Annotated in this window: 16 protein-coding genes and 1 pseudogene; 11 read left to right on the plus strand and 6 right to left on the minus strand. The window is 72.9% G+C overall.

Annotated elements, in window-relative coordinates:
- Positions 1 to 9 precede the first annotated feature (9 nt).
- The 6 genes from ABTY20_RS20620 (at position 10) to ABTY20_RS20645 (ending at position 7838) form a co-directional block, all read left to right on the plus strand.
- Positions 10 to 2868, plus strand: a complete 2859-nt coding sequence (locus ABTY20_RS20620; protein ID WP_351998459.1) for a DEAD/DEAH box helicase — start codon at positions 10 to 12, stop codon at positions 2866 to 2868.
- A gap of 382 nt (positions 2869 to 3250) precedes the next feature.
- Positions 3251 to 4861 (plus strand): ATP-binding protein, encoded by a 1611-nt coding sequence (locus ABTY20_RS20625; RefSeq protein ID WP_351998460.1) that lies wholly within the window; start codon positions 3251 to 3253, stop codon positions 4859 to 4861.
- Positions 4858 to 5265 (plus strand): roadblock/LC7 domain-containing protein, encoded by a 408-nt coding sequence (locus ABTY20_RS20630; RefSeq protein ID WP_351998461.1) that lies wholly within the window; start codon positions 4858 to 4860, stop codon positions 5263 to 5265. The genes ABTY20_RS20625 and ABTY20_RS20630 overlap by 4 nt, the downstream gene beginning before the upstream one ends.
- The gene (locus ABTY20_RS20635; RefSeq protein ID WP_351998462.1) at positions 5262 to 5672 is read left to right on the plus strand and encodes a DUF742 domain-containing protein; all 411 of its coding nucleotides are present in this window, start codon (positions 5262 to 5264) and stop codon (positions 5670 to 5672) included. Before ABTY20_RS20630 ends, ABTY20_RS20635 begins: the two co-directional genes overlap by 4 nt.
- The gene (locus tag ABTY20_RS20640; protein WP_351998463.1) at positions 5653 to 6273 is read left to right on the plus strand and encodes a GTP-binding protein; all 621 of its coding nucleotides are present in this window, start codon (positions 5653 to 5655) and stop codon (positions 6271 to 6273) included. Before ABTY20_RS20635 ends, ABTY20_RS20640 begins: the two co-directional genes overlap by 20 nt.
- Positions 6274 to 6326: 53 nt before the next feature.
- Complete coding sequence (locus ABTY20_RS20645; protein WP_351998464.1) at positions 6327 to 7838, plus strand: cytochrome P450; 1512 nt, start codon at positions 6327 to 6329, stop codon at positions 7836 to 7838.
- On the opposite strand, the gene ABTY20_RS20650 is transcribed toward ABTY20_RS20645, so the two are convergent.
- From ABTY20_RS20650 to ABTY20_RS20665, 4 genes are all read right to left on the minus strand, one after another.
- Complete coding sequence (locus tag ABTY20_RS20650; RefSeq protein ID WP_351998465.1) at positions 7832 to 8782, minus strand: RluA family pseudouridine synthase; 951 nt, start codon at positions 8780 to 8782, stop codon at positions 7832 to 7834. The two genes, ABTY20_RS20645 and ABTY20_RS20650, sit on opposite strands and share 7 nt — an antisense overlap.
- Positions 8783 to 8805: 23 nt before the next feature.
- Positions 8806 to 9075 (minus strand): hypothetical protein, encoded by a 270-nt coding sequence (locus ABTY20_RS20655; protein ID WP_351998466.1) that lies wholly within the window; start codon positions 9073 to 9075, stop codon positions 8806 to 8808.
- A 250-nt stretch (positions 9076 to 9325) separates the two neighbouring features.
- Entirely contained in the window at positions 9326 to 10171 is an 846-nt protein-coding gene (locus ABTY20_RS20660; RefSeq protein ID WP_351998467.1) for a siderophore-interacting protein, read from the minus strand.
- A gap of 134 nt (positions 10172 to 10305) precedes the next feature.
- On the minus strand, positions 10306 to 11211 hold the full coding sequence (locus tag ABTY20_RS20665; RefSeq protein WP_351998480.1) for a 5'-3' exonuclease: 906 nt from the start codon (positions 11209 to 11211) through the stop codon (positions 10306 to 10308).
- Between the two features lie 254 nt (positions 11212 to 11465).
- On the opposite strand from ABTY20_RS20665, the gene ABTY20_RS20670 reads away from it, so the two are divergent.
- The 5 genes from ABTY20_RS20670 to ABTY20_RS20690 all read left to right on the plus strand — a co-directional run bounded on the left by ABTY20_RS20670 (position 11466) and on the right by ABTY20_RS20690 (position 17834).
- Positions 11466 to 12557 (plus strand): quaternary amine ABC transporter ATP-binding protein, encoded by a 1092-nt coding sequence (locus ABTY20_RS20670; protein WP_351998468.1) that lies wholly within the window; start codon positions 11466 to 11468, stop codon positions 12555 to 12557.
- Positions 12550 to 15165 carry an ABC transporter permease/substrate binding protein gene (locus ABTY20_RS20675; protein WP_351998469.1) on the plus strand — a complete coding sequence of 872 codons (2616 nt, stop codon included), beginning with the start codon at positions 12550 to 12552 and terminating at the stop codon, positions 15163 to 15165. The genes ABTY20_RS20670 and ABTY20_RS20675 overlap by 8 nt, the downstream gene beginning before the upstream one ends.
- 376 nt (positions 15166 to 15541) lie before the next feature.
- Positions 15542 to 16111, plus strand: a complete 570-nt coding sequence (locus ABTY20_RS20680; protein ID WP_351998470.1) for a helix-turn-helix domain-containing protein — start codon at positions 15542 to 15544, stop codon at positions 16109 to 16111.
- Positions 16108 to 16836 (plus strand): helical backbone metal receptor, encoded by a 729-nt coding sequence (locus ABTY20_RS20685; RefSeq protein ID WP_351998471.1) that lies wholly within the window; start codon positions 16108 to 16110, stop codon positions 16834 to 16836. The genes ABTY20_RS20680 and ABTY20_RS20685 overlap by 4 nt, the downstream gene beginning before the upstream one ends.
- Before the next feature lie 56 nt (positions 16837 to 16892).
- Entirely contained in the window at positions 16893 to 17834 is a 942-nt protein-coding gene (locus tag ABTY20_RS20690) for a LysR family transcriptional regulator (protein WP_351998472.1), read from the plus strand.
- A 43-nt stretch (positions 17835 to 17877) separates the two neighbouring features.
- Here the strand turns inward: ABTY20_RS20690 and ABTY20_RS20695 are convergent.
- Together ABTY20_RS20695 and eat are read right to left on the minus strand one after the other, a co-directional pair.
- Positions 17878 to 18558, minus strand: a pseudogene (locus ABTY20_RS20695) (gamma-glutamyl-gamma-aminobutyrate hydrolase family protein); the annotation flags it as partial.
- Positions 18559 to 18590: 32 nt separating this feature from the next.
- Positions 18591 to 20036: an ethanolamine permease gene (eat, locus tag ABTY20_RS20700; protein WP_351998473.1), complete on the minus strand. Its 1446-nt coding sequence runs from the start codon at positions 20034 to 20036 to the stop codon at positions 18591 to 18593.
- Between the last annotated feature and the right edge of the window lie 59 nt (positions 20037 to 20095).

A 20095-nucleotide genomic window follows, 5' to 3' on the forward strand; every position in this document is an offset into this window, starting at 1 on the left:
TCACGGATAATGATCGTCCTGTTGTCGGTGCGGCCCGGTACGCTCGAAAGCACGATGACAGAGGACCTCTCACCGGCCGAGCGGTACGCGGCAGCACGCAGGCGCGCTGCCGAGCAGGCCACCGCGCTCGCCTCCTTCCGCGAGATGTACGACTTCGGCCTCGACCCCTTCCAGATCGAGGCCTGCCAGGCGCTCGAGGCGGGGAAGGGCGTGCTGGTCGCCGCGCCCACCGGCTCCGGCAAGACGATCGTCGGCGAGTTCGCCGTCCACCTCGCCCTCCGGCAGGGCAAGAAGTGCTTCTACACGACACCCATCAAGGCGCTGTCGAACCAGAAGTACGCCGACCTGTGCCGTCGCTACGGCGCCGCGAAGGTGGGCCTGCTCACCGGCGACAACAGCGTCAACCCCGACGCCCCGGTGGTCGTGATGACCACCGAGGTGCTGCGGAACATGCTGTACGCCGGGTCGCAGACCCTCCTGGGCCTCGGCTACGTGGTGATGGACGAGGTGCACTACCTCTCCGACCGCTTCCGCGGCGCCGTCTGGGAGGAAGTGATCATCCACCTCCCCGAGTCGGTGACCCTGGTGTCCCTGTCGGCGACGGTGTCGAACGCGGAGGAGTTCGGCGACTGGCTGGACACCGTCCGCGGCGACACCCAGGTGATCGTCTCCGAGCACCGGCCCGTGCCGCTGTTCCAGCACGTGCTCGCCGGGCGCCGGATCTACGACCTGTTCGAGGAGGGCGAGGGCCGCAAGAAGGCCGTCAACCCCGACCTCACGCGCATGGCCCGTCTGGAGGCCAGCCGCCCGTCCTGGGGCGACCGCCGGCGCGGGCGGGGCAACACGCGCGAGGCCGACCGGGAGCGGGAGCGCAGACAGCGCTCGCGCGTGTGGACGCCGAGCCGGCCCGAGGTCATCGAGCGGCTCGACTCCGAGGGCCTGCTGCCCGCCATCACCTTCATCTTCAGCCGCGCCGCCTGCGAGGCCGCCGTCCAGCAGTGCCTGTACGCGGGCCTCAGGCTCAACGACGAGGAGGCGCGGGCGAAGGTCCGCTCCCTGGTCGAGGAGCGCACCGCCTCCATCCCCACCGAGGACCTGCACGTCCTGGGCTACTACGAGTGGCTGGAGGGCCTGGAGCGCGGCATCGCGGCCCACCACGCGGGCATGCTGCCGACGTTCAAGGAGGTCGTCGAGGAACTGTTCGTGCGCGGCCTGGTGAAGGCCGTGTTCGCCACCGAGACCCTCGCCCTCGGCATCAACATGCCCGCCCGCTCGGTGGTGCTGGAGAAGCTCGTCAAGTGGAACGGCGAGCAGCACGCCGACATCACCCCCGGCGAGTTCACCCAGCTGACCGGCCGGGCCGGCCGGCGCGGCATCGACGTCGAGGGCCACGCGGTGGTGCTGTGGCAGCGCGGGATGAACCCCGAGCACCTCGCGGGACTGGCCGGCACGCGCACCTATCCGCTGCGCTCCAGCTTCAAGCCGTCGTACAACATGGCGGTCAACCTGGTCGAGCAGTTCGGCCGGCACCGTTCGCGCGAGCTCCTCGAGACGTCGTTCGCGCAGTTCCAGGCGGACAAGTCGGTCGTGGGCATCTCCCGGCAGGTGCAGCGCAACGAGGAGGGGCTCGAGGGCTACAAGGCCTCCATGACCTGCCACCTCGGCGACTTCGAGGAGTACGCGCGGCTGCGCCGCGAGCTGAAGGACCGGGAGAACGAGCTGGCCCGGCAGGGCGCGGTGCAGCGCCGCGCGGAGGCCGCCGTCGCGCTGGAGAAGCTCAAGCCCGGCGACATCATCCACGTGCCCACCGGCAAGTACGCGGGACTGGCGCTGGTCCTCGACCCGGGCCTGTCCGCGGGGCGGTCCAACGGCCACCGCGGCTTCGACCACCACGACGGTCCGCGCCCGCTGGTGCTGACCGCCGAGCGACAGGTCAAGCGGCTGGCGTCGATCGACTTCCCGGTGCCGGTCGAGGCGCTGGAGCGGATGCGGATCCCGAAGTCCTTCAACCCGCGCTCCCCGCAGTCCCGCCGTGACCTCGCCTCCGCGCTGCGCACCAAGGCCGGGCACATCGTCCCGGAGCGGCACCGCAAGCAGCGCGCCCAGGCGGCCGACGACCGGGAGATCGCGCGGCTGCGCAAGACGCTGCGGGCCCACCCCTGCCACGGCTGCCAGGACCGCGAGGACCACGCCCGCTGGGCCGAGCGCTACCACCGGCTGCTGCGCGACACCTCGCAGCTGGAGCGCCGTATCGAGGGCCGGACGAACACCATCGCCCGCACCTTCGACCGGATCGTGGCGCTGCTGACCGAGATGGACTACCTGCGCGGCGACGAGGTCACCGAGCACGGCAAGCGGCTGGCCCGGCTGTACGGCGAACTCGACCTGCTGGCCAGCGAATGCCTGCGCGAGGGCGTATGGGAGGGGCTCGGTCCCGCCGAACTCGCCGCGTGCGTGTCGGCGCTGGTGTACGAGGCCAGGGTCGCCGACGACGCGATGGCGCCCAAGCTGCCCTCGGGCAGGGCGAAGGCGGCGCTCGGCGAGATGGTCCGCATCTGGGGCCGGCTGGACGCCCTGGAGGAGGACTTCCGGATCAGCCAGACGGAGGGCGTGGGCCAGCGCGAACCCGACCTCGGCTTCGCCTGGGCCGCCTACATGTGGGCTTCGGGCAAGGGGCTGGACGAGGTGCTGCGCGAGGCGGAGATGCCGGCCGGTGACTTCGTGCGCTGGTGCAAGCAGGTCATCGACGTGCTCGGCCAGATCTCGGCCGCGGCGCCGGCCGCCGAGGGCTCGACGGTCGCCAGGAACGCCCGCAAGGCGGTCGACGGGCTGCTGCGCGGGGTGGTCGCCTACTCGTCCGTGGGCTGAACCGCCCGGCCCGTCACCCCAGGAAGCCCGGTGCGCCCCGTGCGCGCCGGGCTTCTGCCTTCCGTGCGCCCTCCCCGGGAGCGTCACCGCCCGGTTCGACGGGCAGGATCGGAGGGACCGAGGGCCTCTCACCCGTGCCGGTGAGGGGGTTTCGCACGCCCGGTCGCGGTGACGGAATGTGTTCGAAAGGACGCGCACCGTGTAAACGACCTGAGCGTACTCCTGCCCCGGGGGTCGTTTCCGGCACTTGCGGAATATGACATGGCGATGATCCCGCCGGACTAGGCTCGCCCACAGCGCACCGAGTTGAGATGAATTCGTGCGCTTGTTCCCTTGTGTGCAGGTTTCCCCACCGTCGGTCGATTCGTTTCAGAGGGCTCACATGGCGAGTGTCCAACTTCCCCACACACGCGTGCTGGTGCTGCCGGCCATAGTGATGGCCGCGGTGACCGGAGCCGCCGTCGCCCTGGTGACGGAACCCGCCCGGATCGCCGTCGGCGCGTGCGGCGCCGTCGCGACCCTGCTGGTGACCGCCGCCGCGGCCGAGGCGGTGCGCCGCGGCCGGGCCCTGCGGGAGGCGCGGGCCGAACACGACCGTCACCGCGCGTATCTGGAGGCCCGGATCGCCGCCCACGACACGGAGACGGACCACTTCATCCGGCGGGTCGCCCCCGCGGCCCTGGACTACCTGCACAGCGGCAACGACCCCGACGAGGTGATCCGGGGCCTGCCCCGGCTCGATCCGGCCTGGCGCGACCTGCCGGAGTACCAGGTCCGGATGCTGCGGACGATGCTCAAGATCATCGACGACGAGGAGAACCTGCGCGACTCCGCCCAGCGCTCCTTCGTCAGCATCGCCCGCCGCGTCCAGGCCATCGTCCACCAGCAGGCCAAGGAACTCCGGGAGATGGAGGAGGACCACGGCCGCAACCCCGAGGTCTTCGACGACCTGCTGCGCATCGACCACGGCACCGCGCTGATCGGCCGCCTCGCCGACTCCATCTCCGTCCTCGGCGGCGGCCGTCCCGGACGCCAGTGGCCCAGCCCCGTCGCGCTCTACAGCGTGCTGCGCGGCGCCATGTCCCGCATCCTCGAGTACCGCCGCATCGACCTGAGGTCGATCGCCAAGATCAACATCAAGGGCATCTACGTCGAACCGGTCATCCACGCCGCCGCCGAACTCCTCGACAACGCCACCCGCTACTCGCCGCCGACCTCCAAGGTGAGCGTCACCGCCACCGAGGTGCAGACCGGCGTCGCCATCGAGATCGAGGACGCCGGCGTCAGTCTCGACGAGCAGGCCCGCGCCCGCATCGAGGGCATCCTCGAACAGGCCCAGAAGGGCACCGACCTCCAGGAGATCGGGGAGAACCCGCGCCTCGGCCTCGCCGTCGTCGGCCGGCTCTGCACGGCGTTCGACATGCAGGTCTCGCTGCGCCCCTCCGCCTACGGCGGCGTCCGCGCCGTCCTCGTCGTGCCCAGCGAGATGATCACCGACGAGCCCGGTGTGGGCCTCGCCCACGGCATCGGGGCGACCTCCGTGCCCCGTCCGGTGGACGCCCTCCCGGGTCCGGAGCGCACCCCCAAGCGTCGCCGCCCCACCAGCCCCCGCATCCCCGACACCGTCTCCCTCGAGGACGACGTCCCCGAGGTCACCGAGTGGGCCGCGAGCGGGCTGCCGCAGCGCCGCAGCCGGGTGAAGACCCCGCTGGCCCAGCAGTACGCCGAGCAGGCGGCCGCCGAACGGGCCGAGCGGGAGGCCAGGGAACGGGGCGAGGAGTACCACGACATCTGGGCCCGCCCCGAGCCCGAGAAGAAGAAGCGGAACGACCGCGAACCCGGGCTGTGGGTCGACGCCTTCTGGGAGGGCCTGAAGAAGGACCTCGACCCGGGCGTCCACCCCACCGACTTCACCCGGAACCCGACCGCCTACCTGCATCTCATCAACGAACCGGCCCGCACCGAGGCCGATGACGAGGGAGACCCCAAGTGATCCAGCAGCGAGCCAACTTCGACTGGATGCTCAAGGAGCTCGCCGACGGCGTACCCGGCGTCGAGATGATCGTGGTGCTCTCCGCCGACGGCCTGCGCATCGCCCGCCACGGCGGCGACCCGGACGCCGCCGACCGGGTCGCCGCCGCCTGCGCGGGCGTACAGAGCCTCGCCGGGGCCGTCGCGCAGGAACTCCCGCACGGTGACGGCGAGATGAAGATGGTGCTCATCGAGATCGACCAGGGCTACTTCTACCTGATGGCGGCCGGCGCCAACGCCTATCTCGCGGTGCTCTCCGACATGACCTGCGAACCCGGCCGCATGGGCGGCATGATGCGCGACCTCGTCGTCCGCATCGGCGCCCACCTGACCAGTCCGCCCCGACGGAACGGGCAGACCGTATGACTCCTCCGCAACGCCAGAGGCGCTTCCCCCGGGCCGTCCCCCCTCCGCGGCCGGCCGGGCCGGCCGGTGGGAAGAGGGGCGGCGGCAACCCGGAGCGTCTGTACGTCGTCGCCGGGCCGGACGGCGAACGTGCGGACATCGATCTCGTCACGCTGATCGTGGCCGGCTCCCCGGACCCCCCGCCCTCCGCCACCCCCGAGCAGGCGGCGCTGCTCCGGCTCTGTGCCGCCCCCCTGTCCGCGGCCGAACTGTCGGCCTACCTCAACCTGCCGTTCAGCGCGGTGACCGTGCTGCTCACCGAGATGCTGGCGGCGGAACTGGTCCAGGCGCGCTTCCCGATCGTCCGCAAGGCGCTGCCCGACCGTTCCCTTCTCGAAGCGGTGATGCATGGACTTCAAAGGCTCTGAGACCATCCCGGGCCCCCGCGCCGAGGACCGGCTGCCGCACACGGCACAGGCCGCGGTGAAGATCGTGATCGTGGGCGGGTTCGGGGTCGGCAAGACGACCATGGTCGGCTCGGTCAGCGAGATCAAACCGCTGACCACCGAGGAGACCATGACACAGGCCGGCATCGGGGTCGACGACGACTTCGGGTCCGCGTCCAAGACCGCCACCACGGTCGCCATGGACTTCGGCCGTATCAAGATCACCGACCAGCTGGTGCTGTACCTGTTCGGCACCCCGGGCCAGGAGCGTTTCTGGTTCCTGTGGAACGGACTGTTCGAGGGGGCGCTGGGCGCGGTCGTGCTGGTCGACACCCGCCGCCTCGAAGTCAGCTTCGACGTCATGGGGCGGCTGGAGGAGCGCGGTGTGCCGTTCGTCGTCGCGGTCAACTCCTTCCCGGACGCCCCGCGCCACCCCGTCGCGGACCTGCGGTCCGCCCTCGACCTGTCCGAGCGGATCCCGATCGTGGAGTGCGACGTGCGACGCCGCGCCTCCAGCCGTGACGTGCTGATGACCCTGATGCGGTTCCTGCACTCGCTCGCCATGACGGGCTCGCTCACCTGACCCCGGGGCCCCCTCCCGCCCCAGCCCCCGCTTTCCCCCTCGGAGCGACCACTGTGACGCCTGAACCCACTTCCCCGACGGGAGACTCCCCGGCCGGAACGGACACCCCCCGGACCGGCCCGCCCCCCGGCTGCCCCGCGCACGGCCGGGGCCCCGGCGGGCTGAGCCGGCTGCACGAGTCGCCGGACCTGAAGAGGCTGTACGAGCACCTGCGGGCCGAGCACGGCCCGGTGGCGCCCGTACTGCTCCACGACGACGTGCCGGTGTGGGTGGTCCTCGGCCACGCCGAGAACCAGCAGCTGGTGCGCAGCCCCGCGCAGTACTGCAAGGACAGCCGGATCTGGTCCGCGCTCGCGGAGGGCCTGGTCAAGCCCGACCATCCGCTGATGCCGCACATCGCCTGGCAGCCGATGTGCGCCCACGCCGAGGGCGACGAGCACCGGCGGCTGCGCGGCGCCATCGACGCGGCCGTGGCGGCCACCGACTTCCGCGGCCTGCGCCGGCACGTCAACCGCAGCGTCCAGCGCGTCGTCAACCGGTTCTGCGAGGCGGGCGAGGCCGACCTGGTCGGTCAGTACGCCGAGCACCTGCCGATGGCCGTGATGTGCCACGTCCTCGGCATGCCCGACGAGTACGGGGACCGGATCGTCGAGGCCGCTCGCGACATGATCAGGGGCACCGAGACCGCGATCGCCAGCAACGCCTACGTCATGGGGGCGCTGGAACGCCTCACCGCCCGCAGCCGGGCCCGGCCGCTCGACGACTTCGCCGGCCACCTGGTCGGGCACCCGGCCGGACTGACCGACGAGGAGATCGCCCAGCACCTCCGCGTGGTGCTCATCGCCGCCTACGAGGCCACCGCCAACCTCCTCGCCAACGTGCTGCGCCAGGTGCTGATCGACCCGCGCTTCCGCTCCCAGCTCAACGGCGGTCAGATGACCGTGCCCCAGGCGGTGGAGCAACTGCTCTGGGACGAGCCGCCGTTCAGCACCATCTTCGCCTACTTCGCCAAGCAGGACACCGAGCTCGGCGGCCGGCGCATCCGCAAGGGCGACGGGCTGCTGTTCGCGCCGGCGCCGGCCAACGTCGATCCCCGGGTGCGTCCCGACCCGACCGCCGACATGCAGGGCAACCGCTCGCACCTCGCCTTCGGCGGCGGCGCACACGAGTGCCCCGGCCAGGACATCGGCCGTGTGATCGCCGAAGTCGGCGTCGACGCGCTGCTCATGCGGCTGCCCGACGTGGAGCTCAGCATCGACGAGGAGGAGCTGTCCTTCACCGAGTCCATCGCCTCGCGGCATCTGGTGGAGCTGCCCGTCCACTTCACGCCCCGGCCGCAGCAGGACGAGCTGCAGCGGCCCAGCCACGAGAACGACGCGCCCCCGCAGCATGACTGGCACATCGGCGTCACCCGGCCGCGGACCGGGCCGGACGGGGCGGCCCCGGTCCCGCCCGAGTCGCCCGCCGTGCCGGAGCCCGTGCCGGCGCCCGTGCCGGCGGTGACGGAACCCGCCCCGCCGCAGGGCGCCTGGCAGCGCTTCCTGCGCTGGTGGCGCGGCTACTGACCGGCCGCCCAGTCCTCGTGGGAGGGCCAGGCCGCGAGCGTCCGGCCACTGGTGAACCGGTGCTCCACACCCGTCACTGGATCGGTGAACTCCAGCTTCCGCGCCAGCAGCTGCAGCGGACGCCGGAAGTCACCGGCCGGGGCGGGGGCGGCCACCTCCGGATACAGCGGATCGCCGAGGATCGGCACGCCCAGGGCGTTCATGTGCACCCGCAGCTGATGGGTCTGCCCGGTGCCGGGCACCAGCCGGTACCGGGCGAGGCCGTCGGCCCGGTGCTCGGCGAGCTCGACGCGGGTCACCGCGTTCGGCTCGCCCCCGACCTCTTCGGCGGTCAGCACCCCGCGCTCCTTCACGATCCGGCTGCGGACGGTCCGGGGCAGGTCCAGCGCCGGGTCGTACGGGGCGACGGCCTCGTACTCCTTGCGCACCAGCCGGTCGCGGAACAGCGTCTGGTACGCGCCGCGCTCCCCGGGCCGCACCGTGAACAGCACCAGGCCCGCGGTGAGCCGGTCGAGGCGGTGTGCGGCGCCCAGCTCCGGGACGCCCAGCTCCCGGCGGAGCCGGGCGAGCGCGGTCTGGACGACATGGCCGCCGCGCGGAGTGGTGGCCAGGAAGTGGGGCTTGTCGGCGACGACGATGTGCTCGTCCCGGTGGACGACCTCCAACGGGAACGGCACCGGCACCTCGGCCGGCGGCTCCCGGTGGAACCACAGGAACATGCCGGGCGCGTACGGCGTCTCCGCCGGTACGGGTCGTCCGTCCGCCCCGACGATCAGCCCCGCGGTGAACATCCCGTCCACCACCCCCGGCCCGGCCGACAGCCGCTGCACCAGGTGTTCCCGCACCGTGGCCCATCGGTCGCCGGCGGGCAGCCGCAGCCGCACCGGGTCCACACCGTCGCGCTGGGGCAGGGGAGGGGGCGGAATCGGCCGTCTGCGTCTCACACCGGGCAAGCGTACGGGGCCGCTCAGCCGTGGTTCCCGGTCGCCCGTCTCAGCTCCGCCTCGATCTCGTGGAGCGGTCTGCCCTCGGCCCGGGCGTACTCGGCCACCGCGACGCGGACGTCACGGGCGAGGTCGCGCCAGGCCCGCCAGGCGGTCTCCCAGGTGCTGGTCTGGCGTCCGCTCCACGGGGCGCGGGCGGGCGGGCCGTAGGCGTCCCGCAGCTGCCGGACCCGGTTGTGCGCCTCGTCCGCCGCGCGCTGCTTGGCCACGAGCTCGTCGAAGGTGTGTGCCACGCGCCCGGATCCTGGGGCAGCGCCCCGCCCCGACGCACTCGCCACGCCGCAGTGCCGGGGGCGACGCGTCACGGTTCCCCCGTCCGGCGGACCGGCGCGGCGCCGGCGCGGACCGGGATGTCCGCGCGGCCCGGCGCCCGCAGGGTGCCGTCGCGCCCCCTCGGCTCCGCCCGGGCGGGGGCCTCCGTCGCCCCGGGGCGTTCAGGCACGGGGAGGCGGGGCCGCCCGCGGCGGGCGCCTCCCCGGTCCGTCAGGCGGAGGTGTCCGCGGTCTCCTGTTCCGCCTCGACACGGGCGTTCCACTCCCGCTTGGAGGCCTGCCAGCCGTCCTCGTTGTGGCCGAGCCGCCAGTAACCGGAGATCGACAGGTCCTCGCGCGGAACGCCGCGCTCGACCCGCAGCAGACGGCGCAGCTCCTTCACGAAGTGGGCCTCGCCGTGGACGAAGGCGTGCACCCGGCCCTCGGGGAAGTCGAGCGCGCGGACGGCCTCCACCAGAGCCTCGCCGACGGGCCGGTCACCGCGGTGCAGCCAGCGGACCTCCACATCGGAGTCGATCTTCAGCTCCTCCTCGGGGCCGGGGACCTCGACGAAGGCGAACGCCCGGGCGCCGTGCGGCAGCGCCTCCAGGGAACGGGCGATCGCGGGCAGCGCGCTCTCGTCGCCGGCGAGCAGGTGCCAGTCGGCGGCCGGATCGGGCGCGTAGGCGCCGCCGGGACCGAGGAACCGGACGACCTCGCCCGGCCGGACCTTCGCCGCCCAGGGGCCGGCCAGGCCCTCGTCGCCGTGGACCACGAAGTCCAGCGTCAGCTCGCGGTGCTCGGCGTCCCACTGGCGCACCGTGTACGTCCGGGTCACCGGCCACTGCTCGCGCGGGAACTCCGCACGGACGCGCTGGAGGTCGAAGGGCTCCGGATACGTCACCCCCGCCGCCGGGAACAGCAGCTTGACGTAGTGATCGGTGCAGGTGTCCGCCGAGAAGTCGGAGAGACCCTCACCGCCGAGCACCACCCGCTGCAGGTGCGGGGTCAGCCGCTCGGTGCGGACGACCTCGGCGGTGTGCGGCGCGCGCGGCGCGCGTCCCGGTCGCTCTGCCATGAGGAGCCTCCCAGCGTCCATGGTTAGGGTTACCTAAGCTAGCACCTCGGTCCTGGTCGGCGCCCCGTCGGCGGACATCCCGTCCGGTCCGGCCGTGGATGCGGCCCGCCGCGTACGGCCCACTGCGCGCGGCCTCACGTCGAGAGGGTCGTCAGCAGGCGCTGCAGCGAACCGCCCAGGCCCCAGCGGGCGGCCAGGGCCTCCGCCCCGGCCGGGTCGCGCGGCCCGCGCGGCAGCGCCGTGTCGACGTCCGGGAGCGGGACGTCGTCCGCGACCCGGACGACCTCGGGGGCGACCGCGAGATACGGCCGCGCCTCGTCCAGACGCCTGCGCTGCGACGGCGTGAGCCCGGACCGCCGGTCGTCCACGGCCGCCAGGATCCCGGCCAGGTCGCCGAACTCGGCCAGCAGCTTGGCCGCCGTCTTCTCCCCGATGCCCGGCACGCCGGGCAGACCGTCGCTCGGGTCACCGCGCAGCAGCGCCAGATCCGCGTACCCCCCGCCGCCCACCCCATACTTCCCGCGCAGGACCGCCTCGTCGGTGACCTGGAGCGTGCCCACGCCCTTCAGCGGGTACAGCACCCGCACCCCGCGCGCGTCGTCCACCAGCTGATAGAGGTCGCGGTCGCCGGTGACGATGTCCACCGGGCCCGTCGCCCGCGCGGCGAACGTGCCGATCACGTCGTCCGCCTCGTACCCCGCGGCCCCCACCCGCGCGATGCCCACCGCGTCCAGCACGCTCTCGATGACCGGCACCTGCGGCGACAGTGTGTCCGGCACCTCCTCCCGGTCCGGGCCCGCCGCGCGCTCCTCGGCGACGCGGTGCGCCTTGTAGGAGGGGATCAGCTCCACCCGCCACTTCGGACGCCAGTCGGCGTCCATGCAGGCCACCAGGTGGTCCGGGCGGTGGTCCTTGACCAGGCGGTCGATGAAGTCGAGCAGCCCGCGCACGGCGTTCACCGGGGTGCCGTCCGGGGCCCTGACGGACTCGGGGACGCCGAAGTAGGCGCGGAAGTACAGGGAGGCGGTGTCGAGGAGCATCAGTCGTCCGGTCACGCACCGCATCATGCCGCACACCGCTGACAACGAACGGCGGGAGCACCCGGTGGCGTCCTGCGCACCGTGTTGCGTCCTGCGCATGATGTGTGACGCGTCACACGAAAGTGTTTGGCCCGTGCGAAACCGGGGAGGCGCGGCCCCGGAGCGATGCCGGTTACAGATTCAACTGTTTTGGACCGCGTGAGCCGTCCGCCGGGCGTCGCTCCCGCCATTTGCCGTCGAGACAAGAGGTACGCGTGTCATCCAGGCTTGAGGCCGAGCATCTGTTCAAGGTGTTCGGCAGACGACCGGACCAGGCGGTCGAACGACTGCGCCAGGGCGAAGCCGACCGGGAGGAGCTGCGCGCCGACGGCGTCACCGCCGCGGTTGTCGACGCCTCCTTCACCGTGGAACCGGGCGAGATCTTCGTCGTCATGGGCCTGTCGGGCTCCGGCAAGTCCACCCTGCTGCGGATGCTGAACGGCCTGCTGGAGCCGACCGCCGGGCACGTGCGCTTCGACGGTCAGGACCTGACCGCGCTGTCCGACCGGGAACTGCGCCAGGTCCGCTCCCGGAAGATCAGCATGGTCTTCCAGCACTTCGCGCTGTTCCCGCACCGCAGTGTCCGCGACAACGCCGCCTACGGTCTGGAAGTGCAGGGCGTGCCCCGCGCCGAGCGCGAGCGCCGCGCCGACGAGGCGCTCGCCCTGTGCGGCCTGGCCGGCTGGGAGAAGTCGTGGCCCGACGAGCTGTCCGGCGGCATGCAGCAGCGCGTCGGTCTGGCCCGCGCGCTCGCCACCGACGCCGACCTGCTGCTGATGGACGAGTCCTTCAGCGCGCTCGACCCGCTGATCCGCCGCGACATGCAGGACCAGCTGATCGAACTGCAGAAGAAGCTGAAGAAGACGATCGTCTTCATCACCCACGACCTCAACGAGGCCATGCGCCTGGGCGACCGGATCGCGGTGATGCGGGACGGCCGCATCGTGCAGATCGGCACCGCGCAGGACATCCTCATCCGGCCCGCCAACGACTACGTCGCCTCCTTCACCCAGGACGTCGACCGTTCCCGCGTGCTCACCGCCGGGGCCGTGATGGACTCCGAGGTGCGCGGCGACGAGGCCGACTGCGGCTGCGAGACCGCCACGCCCGACACCCCGTTCACCGAGCTGTGCGCGATCAGCGCACGCGTCCCGCACCCCGTGGCGGTGCTCGGCCGGGACGACGCCCTCGTCGGCGTCGTGCCCCGGCAGCGCCTCGTCGGCTTCCTCGGAGACGAGGAGTCCGACCCCGGTGTCTGCGACACCCCGCGCGACAAGGGCGGCAAGAAGGTGATGGCCCGTGCCTAGGATCCCGCTCGGCGACTGGGTCAACAGCGCCGTCGACTGGCTGCTCGCCAACGTCACCTGGCTGTTCGACTTCTTCAAGGCCGTCTTCACCGGCGCCTACGACGGGGTCAACGCCGTCCTCCAGGCCCCCGAACCGCTGATCCTCTGCGGCATCTTCGCGGTCATCGCCTTCTGGCTGCGCGGCACCTTCGCCGGTGTCCTCACCTTCTTCGGCTTCGCCTTCCTGGACTCCCTCGACCTGTGGGAGGACTCGATGGTGACGCTGGCGCTGGTCGTCGTCGCCACCGTCATCGCGCTGGTCGTATCGGTGCCGCTGGGCATCTGGGCGGCCCGCTCGGACCGGGTCAGCGCCGTCGTCCGGCCGGTCCTCGACTTCATGCAGACGCTGCCGGCGATGATCTACCTCATCCCGGCGATCCTGTTCTTCGGAACCGGCTCCGCCCCGGGCATCGTCGCCACCCTGATCTTCGCGCTGGCCCCCGGCGTGCGCATGACCGAGCTGGGCATCCGCCAGGTCGACAGGGAACTGGTCGAGGCCGCCGAGGCGTTCGGCACCAGCCCCCGCAACACCCTGCTGCGCGTCCAGCTCCCGCTGGCGCTGCCCACGGTGATGGCGGGCGTCAACCAGGTCATCATGCTCGGCCTGTCCATGGCGGCGATCGCCGGCATGGTCGGCACCGGCGGCCTGGGCGGCGCGGTCATCGAGGCCATCGGCCAGCTGAACATCGGCCTCGGCGCCGAGTCGGGCATCGCCATCGTCATCCTGGCGATCTACCTGGACCGCATGACCAGCGCCCTGGGCACCCAGGTCTCCCCGCTCGGCCGGCGCGCCGCCGCCAAGGCGCGCGCCGCGCAGGGGTTCAGGATCCGGTCCTACCGGCCCCGCCCGCAGGTCGCCGTGATCGGCGTCGTCGTCCTCGCCCTGGTCGCGGGCGGCATGGGGATCTTCGGCGGCGGCGCCGGCACCACCACCACCGCCGACGGCGGGAACGTCGGCGACGGCAAGAAGATCACCATCGGCTACATCCCCTGGGACGAGGGCGTCGCCTCCACCTTCCTGTGGAAGGAGGTCCTCGAGCGGCGCGGCTACGAGGTCGAGGCCAAGCAGTTCGAGGCCGGCCCGCTCTACACCGCCCTCGCCCAGGGCAACGTCGACTTCCAGACCGACGCCTGGCTGCCCACCACCCACGAGGCGTACTGGAAGAAGTACGGCGGACGGCTCGACGACCTCGGCACCTGGTACGAGGAGACGTCGCTGGAACTGACCGTCCCGGCGTACATGGAGGACGTCGACTCGCTGGAGGACCTGAAGGGCAGGGCCGCCGCCTTCGACGGGAGGATCACCGGCATCGAGTCCGGCGCCGGCATGATGGGCCTGCTGAAGGACAAGGTCATGGGGGACTACGGCCTGGACGAGGAGTACGAGGTCGTCGACAGCTCCACGCCGGCGATGCTGGCCGAGCTCAAGCGGGCCTACGGCAAGAAGGAACCGGTCGTCGTCACGCTCTGGTCGCCGCACTGGGCGTACAGCGACTACGACCTGAAGAAGCTGAAGGACCCCAAGGGCTCCTGGGGCAAGGGCGACGGCGTGCACCTGGTGTCCCGCAAGGGATTCGCCGAGGACGACCCGGTCGTCGGGAAGTGGCTGAAGGACTTCTCGATGACCGAGGAGCAGCTCACCGGCCTCGAGGCCGAGATCAACAAGGCCGGCAAGGGCGGGCAGCAGGAAGCCGTCCGTGCCTGGATCGGGGACAACCCGGGCGTCGTCGACGAGCTGGCCCCGGTCGCCCCCGGATCCGGCGACGCACCCGCCGAGGCGAAGCGGGCGCTGGACGTGGCCTGGTTCCCCTGGGAGGAGGACGTCGCCGTCACCCACCTGTGGAAGAACGTCCTGGAACGGCGCGGCTACACGCTGAACCTCAAGCAGATGGACGTCGGCCCGGTCTACACCGGCCTCGCCTCCGGGGACCTCGACCTCAACTTCGACGCCTGGCTGCCGCACTCGCAGAAGAACTTCTACGAGCCGAAGAAGGACAGACTCACCGACCTCGGCACGTGGTACGAACCGGTCTCGCTGGAGATCTCCGTCCCCTCCTACGTCAAGGACGTCAGGTCCCTGGCGGACCTCAAGGGCAAGGCCGACCTGTTCGGCGGGCGGATCGTCGGCATCGAAGCGGGCACCGGCCAGATGGACCTCCTCAAGAACAAGGTCCTGCCGGCCTACGGCCTGGACGAGGAGTACGAGGTCGTCGACGGCTCCTCGCCGGCGATGCTGGCCGAGCTCAAGCGGGCCTACGCCAAGAAGGAGCCGATCGCGGTCACGCTCTGGTCGCCGCACTGGTCCTACAGCGAGTACGAGCTGAGCAAGCTCGAGGACCCGAAGCGCGCCTGGGGCGCGAGCAACACCATCCACACCATCGCGAGCAGGAAGTTCCCCGAGCAGTACCCGCAGCTCACGAAGTGGATCAAGGATTTCCGCATGAGTGAGGACGAGCTCGGCACCCTGGAGAAGGAGATCAAGGACCGCGGCCAGGGCAACGAGGAGGAGGCCGTCGCCGCCTGGCTCGAGAAGCACCCGGACATGGTGGAGCGGATGACTCCGCGGTAACCGCCGTACCGCCGCCCCGGGGGGGCGGGTCCGGCCCCCCGGGGCGGCCGGGCCCGCCCCTCACGCGTGTCCGCGACCGGACGGGAGCACGGAGGGATCCGGTCGGCCGCGCGGCGCGGCGTCCTGCCCGGCCCTCCCCGTGACCTTCCGCCGGACCCGGGGAACAATGGCGGGAACACCCCTTCTCGTGCGCGCGAGGGGACCGCCCGGCGGCCGGCGCGAACCGTGAGGCCGGTACCGGCCGCGGGACGGCGACGCGACGGGCGCCTGAAACGGCGTGCCGAACATGCGTAGGGTGCAGACAACACGAGCAGGAGTGCGCCGGATCCGCGGTGTACGGGGTGCGGGACGGTCGGCGGAGGAGGGAGCCGGAGCGATGGGCGACCACAAGGAACAGCCCTTGCGGGTGGGCGCGGCCGTGCGGCGGCGACGCCGCGCGCTCGACCTCACCCTCGCCGTCGTGGCCGAGCGCAGCGGCCTGTCGGTCCCGTTCCTCAGCCAGATCGAGAACGAGCGGGCGCGCCCCAGCCAGAACTCCCTGGAGAAGGTCGCCGACGCCCTGCGCACCACGGCCGTGGAACTCCTCGCCGCCGCCGACCCGGCGTGCAGCGTGGACGTGGTCCGCGCCGAGGGCGCCGAGCCCTGGGCGGAACCGCACGTGCGCTCCCTGGTGCGCGGGCACCACCAGATGCACGCCTCCGAGTTCACCGGCGACCATGACGCCGGCCGCGAACTCCAGTTCCGCAACGACCAGTTGATGTACGTCGCGGACGGCGCCGTGGAGATCGAGGCGGAGGGCCGCGCGTACCGTCTCGGCCGCGGCGACACCCTGTACCTCACCGGAGGCGTCCGGCACCGCTGGCGGGCCACGGTCCCGGAGACGCGGCTGCTGGTCGTCGCCGTCGCCGAGCACATCGAGGCGCTGCGGGACGGGCCGCGCCGGTGAGGCCCGCCCGGGTCGTCTCCCTCGTCCCGTCGCTGACGGAGGCCGTGGCGCTCTCCGCCCCCGGCTCCCTGGCCGGCGCCACCGACTGGTGCGCGCACCCGGCCGGACTGGACGTCGTACGCGTCGGCGGCACGAAGAACCCGAGGACCGACCGGATCGTCGGCCTCGCCCCCGACCTGGTGATCGCCAACGAGGAGGAGAACCGCGGCAGCGACCTGGCGGCCCTGCGCGCGGCGGGTCTCGACGTGCTGGTGACCGAGGTGCGGACGCTGCCCCAGGCCTTCCGCGAGCTGGACCGGGTGCTCACCGCGTGCGGGGTGCGGGCCCGCCCCCGCTGGCTGGACGAGGCCGAGGCGGCCTGGGCGGCCCCGCCCGCGCCCGCGGAGCGCCGGACGGCGGTCGTTCCCGTGTGGCGGCGGCCCTGGATGGTATTGGGCCGCGACACCTTCGCGGGAGACCTGCTCTCCCGCCTCGGCGTCGACCACCTGTACGCGAACCACCCGGAGCGCTATCCGCGGATCCCGCTCGACGCGCTGCGCGCGGCGGACGCGGACCTCGTCGTGCTTCCCGACGAGCCCTACCGCTTCACCGCCGACGACGGCCCGGAGGCCTTCCCCGGGGTGCCCTGCGCGCTCGTCGACGGCCGCCGCCTCACCTGGTACGGGCCGTCGCTGGCCGAGGCGCCGGCGGTGCTGGGACGGGCCCTGCGAGCAGCGCTCCGCTGAACGGGGCGCACGCCGCCGCCGGGGAGCGCCCCTCCACGGCGGCATAAGCTGGGCTTATGAGCACAACGGATGACCACGACCCACCAGGGCGCCGCTCCGCGAGCCCGGGGTCCCTGGCTCACCGGGTGCCGGACCTCGGGGCGCTGGAGCTGCTGCTGGCGGTGGCGCGGCTGGGGAGCCTGGGCGGGGCGGCGCGGGAGCTGGGCATCACCCAGCCCGCCGCCAGCAGCCGGATCCGCTCGATGGAACGACAGCTCGGCGTGGCCCTGGTCGACCGGTCGCCGCGCGGGTCACGGCTGACGGACGCGGGCGCGCTGGTCACCGACTGGGCGCGGCGGATCGTGGAGGCGGCGGAGGCCTTCGACGCGGGCGCACAGGCGCTGCGGGACCGCAGGGACTCACGGCTGAGGGTGGCGGCGAGCATGACGATCGCCGAGTACCTGCTGCCGGGCTGGCTGCTCGCGCTGCGCGCGGAGCGGCCGGACACGGCGGTCTCGCTGCTGGCCGGGAACTCGGCGGCGGTGGCGGAGCGGCTGCTGTCGGGGGAGGCGGACCTGGGGTTCGTGGAGGGGCTGACGGTGCCGGCGGGGCTGGATTCCGCGGTGATCGCCCACGACCGGCTGATCGTGGTCGCGGCGCCGTCGCACGCGTGGGCCCGCCGGCGGCGGCCGGTCGCGGAGGAGGAACTGGCGAGCACGCCGTTGATCCTGCGGGAGAAGGGGTCGGGGACGCGGCAGGTCCTGGACGCGGCGCTCGGAGGACTGGCCCGGCCGTTGATCGAGTTGTCCTCGACCACGGCGGTGAAGGCGGCGGCGGTGGGCGGTGCGGGGCCGGCGGTGCTCAGCGAACTGGCGGTGGGGGAGGAGCTGGCGATGCGGCGGCTGGTGCGGATCCCCGTCCACGGGATCGCCCTGGCCCGGGATCTGCGTGCGGTGTGGCCCACGGGACACCGCCCGACGGGGCCGGCGCGGGACCTGCTGTCACTGACGCGGGGGTGAGCCCGGCGCGGGGGCCGGACGGTGGTGGCGACTGCTCGCGGTGCGCGACGGCGGCGGTGGCCGGCGCACGCACGACGCGTGCGTCCTCGCCCGTCTCCGGGTGCCACTGGACGCCCAGGACCCACGTGGGCCCCGGGAGTTCGACGGCCTCCACCGTGCCGTCCTGCGCGTACGCCGAGGGGATCAGGCCGGTGCCCAGGCGGTCCACCGACTGGTGGTGGCAGGTGGGCACGGAGGTCCGCTCCGGGGCGATGCCGGCGTAGCGCGTGCCGGGGACCGGCCTGACCGGGTGGCGGCCGAAGACGCCCGGAGCCCCCGCGTGGCCGTCGATGTGCTGGACGAGGGTGCCGCCCAGGGCGACGTTCAGCAGCTGCATGCCCCGGCAGACGCACAGCAGCGGGATCCGGCGGTGCAGGGCCGCCCCGATCAGGGCGGGTTCCCAGGCGTCCCTGGCCCGGTCGGGCGGCCCGGTGCGCGCGTCGGGCTCGGCGCCGTAGCGGACGGGCTCCACGTCCGGGCCGCCCGCGATCAGCAGGCCGTCGAGGCGGGCGACGGCGTCCGCCGCCCGCTCCGGCGCGTCCGGCGGGAGCAGCGCGGCCAGTCCGCCCGCCCGCTGCACCAGCCGCGGATAGCCGGCCGGCAGCAGCACGGCGTCCAGCCGCCACGCCCCCCAGCGCACCCCGGACTCCGCGTACGTGCTGATGCCGATGAGCGGCCCGGCCACCCTGCGTTCCCCCTTCCTGCCTCCCGCCCGCCTCAGTCCCGTGCCAGCTCCGCCTCGGCCGCCGCCAGCGCCGCGAACTCCTCCTCCGGCGCCTTCGCCACCAGATGCCTGCGGCTGTACAGCCCGAAGTACGCCACCGCCACGCCGTACACGGCCAGCGCGATGAACGCGGCCGTCACGTCCACCAGGAACGTCGCCACCAGCGCCGCGCAGGCCAGCACCAGCGCGACGGAGGAGGTCAGCACGCCGCCCGGCGTCCGGTACGGCCGGGGCAGTCCCGGCTCGCGGCGGCGCAGCACGATGTGCGAGAGCGACATCAACGCGTACGAGATCGTCGCGCCGAAGACCGCGATGTTCAGCATCCGGGCCCCGTCGCCCGTCCCGGCGGCCAGCCCGAAGCCGATCGCGCCCGGTACGAGGAGACCCGGGTAGGGCACCCTGCGACTGCTGGTGAGGGAGAGGAACCTGGGCAGGTAGCCCGCCCGGGACAGGGCGAACAACTGCCGCGAACCGGCGTAGATCAGAGAGAAGAACGAGGCGACCAGTCCCGCCAGGCCCGCGTAGTTCACGATCCGGCTCAGTGCCGTGGCCTCGCCGTCCGGCTGGAGCGCCTCCACCAGCGGGTTGCCCGCGTCCTGGACGGCGGCCGAGCCGCGCGCCCCGGCCGCCGCGAGGAAGGTCACCACGGCCAGCACCACCAGGATGCCCATGGACCAGCGGATCGCCCTCGGCAGGGTGCGGGCCGGTTCCCTGGCCTCCTCGGCGGCCAGCGGTACGCCCTCCACCCCCAGGAAGAACCACATGCCGAACGGGAACGCCGCCCAGACGCCCAGCAGCCCCATCGGCAGCCAGGAGTTCGCGCCGAACGCCGAGGGGTCCACCGGGATGTCGTCGAGCGAGGAGGCGTCGAACCCGGGCAGCGCCCCCAGTGCGAACACCACCAGCGCCGCCACCGCGACGCCCGTGACCACGAAGCTGAAGCGCAGCGCCTCGCCCACGCCCCACAGGTGGATGCCGGTGAAGACGACGAAGCAGGCCAGGTACACCGGCCAGCCGGACTCCAGGCCGAACAGGCCCAGCGACTCGACGTAGTCGCCGATGAAGAGGGAGATCGCGGCGGGCGCGAGCACGTACTCGATGAGGATCGCGGTCCCGGTGAGGAATCCGCCCCACGGCCCCATCGCCCGGCGGGCGAAGCCGTAGCCGCCGCCCGCCGTGGGCAGGACCGAGGACAGCTCGGCCAGGGCGAACACCATGCAGGTGTACATGGCGCCCATCAGCACCATGGCGATCGCCAGGCCGCCGAAGCCGCCCTCGGCCAGGCCGAAGTTCCAGCCCGAGTAGTCGCCGGACACGACGTAGGCGACGCCGAGACCGGTCAGCAGCAGCCAGCCGGCGCTGCCGCGGCGCAGCTTCCTGCGTTCGAGGTAGTCGTCCGCCTCACCGGCGGGCTCACGGGACGCGGACGGACGGCTCACAGGACGACTCCCCGGGGGTGACGGCGGAGGGGCGGCGGAGCAATGGAACGGATCCAGAC

The organism is Streptomyces sp. NPDC126497, from assembly GCF_040302425.1.
Classification (GTDB): domain Bacteria; phylum Actinomycetota; class Actinomycetes; order Streptomycetales; family Streptomycetaceae; genus Streptomyces.

Bases quoted from the DNA above. Each gene is read 5' to 3' on its own strand.
- ABTY20_RS20620 (WP_351998459.1), top strand. From the start codon at position 10: ATGATCGTCCTGTTGTCGGTGCGGCCCGGTACGCTCGAAAGCACGATG.
- ABTY20_RS20625 (WP_351998460.1), top strand. From the start codon at position 3,251: ATGGCGAGTGTCCAACTTCCCCACACACGCGTGCTGGTGCTGCCGGCC.
- ABTY20_RS20635 (WP_351998462.1), top strand. From the start codon at position 5,262: ATGACTCCTCCGCAACGCCAGAGGCGCTTCCCCCGGGCCGTCCCCCCT.
- ABTY20_RS20640 (WP_351998463.1), top strand. From the start codon at position 5,653: ATGGACTTCAAAGGCTCTGAGACCATCCCGGGCCCCCGCGCCGAGGAC.
- ABTY20_RS20660 (WP_351998467.1), bottom strand. From the start codon at position 10,171: ATGGCAGAGCGACCGGGACGCGCGCCGCGCGCGCCGCACACCGCCGAG.
- ABTY20_RS20665 (WP_351998480.1), bottom strand. From the start codon at position 11,211: ATGCTCCTCGACACCGCCTCCCTGTACTTCCGCGCCTACTTCGGCGTC.
- ABTY20_RS20680 (WP_351998470.1), top strand. From the start codon at position 15,542: ATGGGCGACCACAAGGAACAGCCCTTGCGGGTGGGCGCGGCCGTGCGG.
- ABTY20_RS20690 (WP_351998472.1), top strand. From the start codon at position 16,893: ATGAGCACAACGGATGACCACGACCCACCAGGGCGCCGCTCCGCGAGC.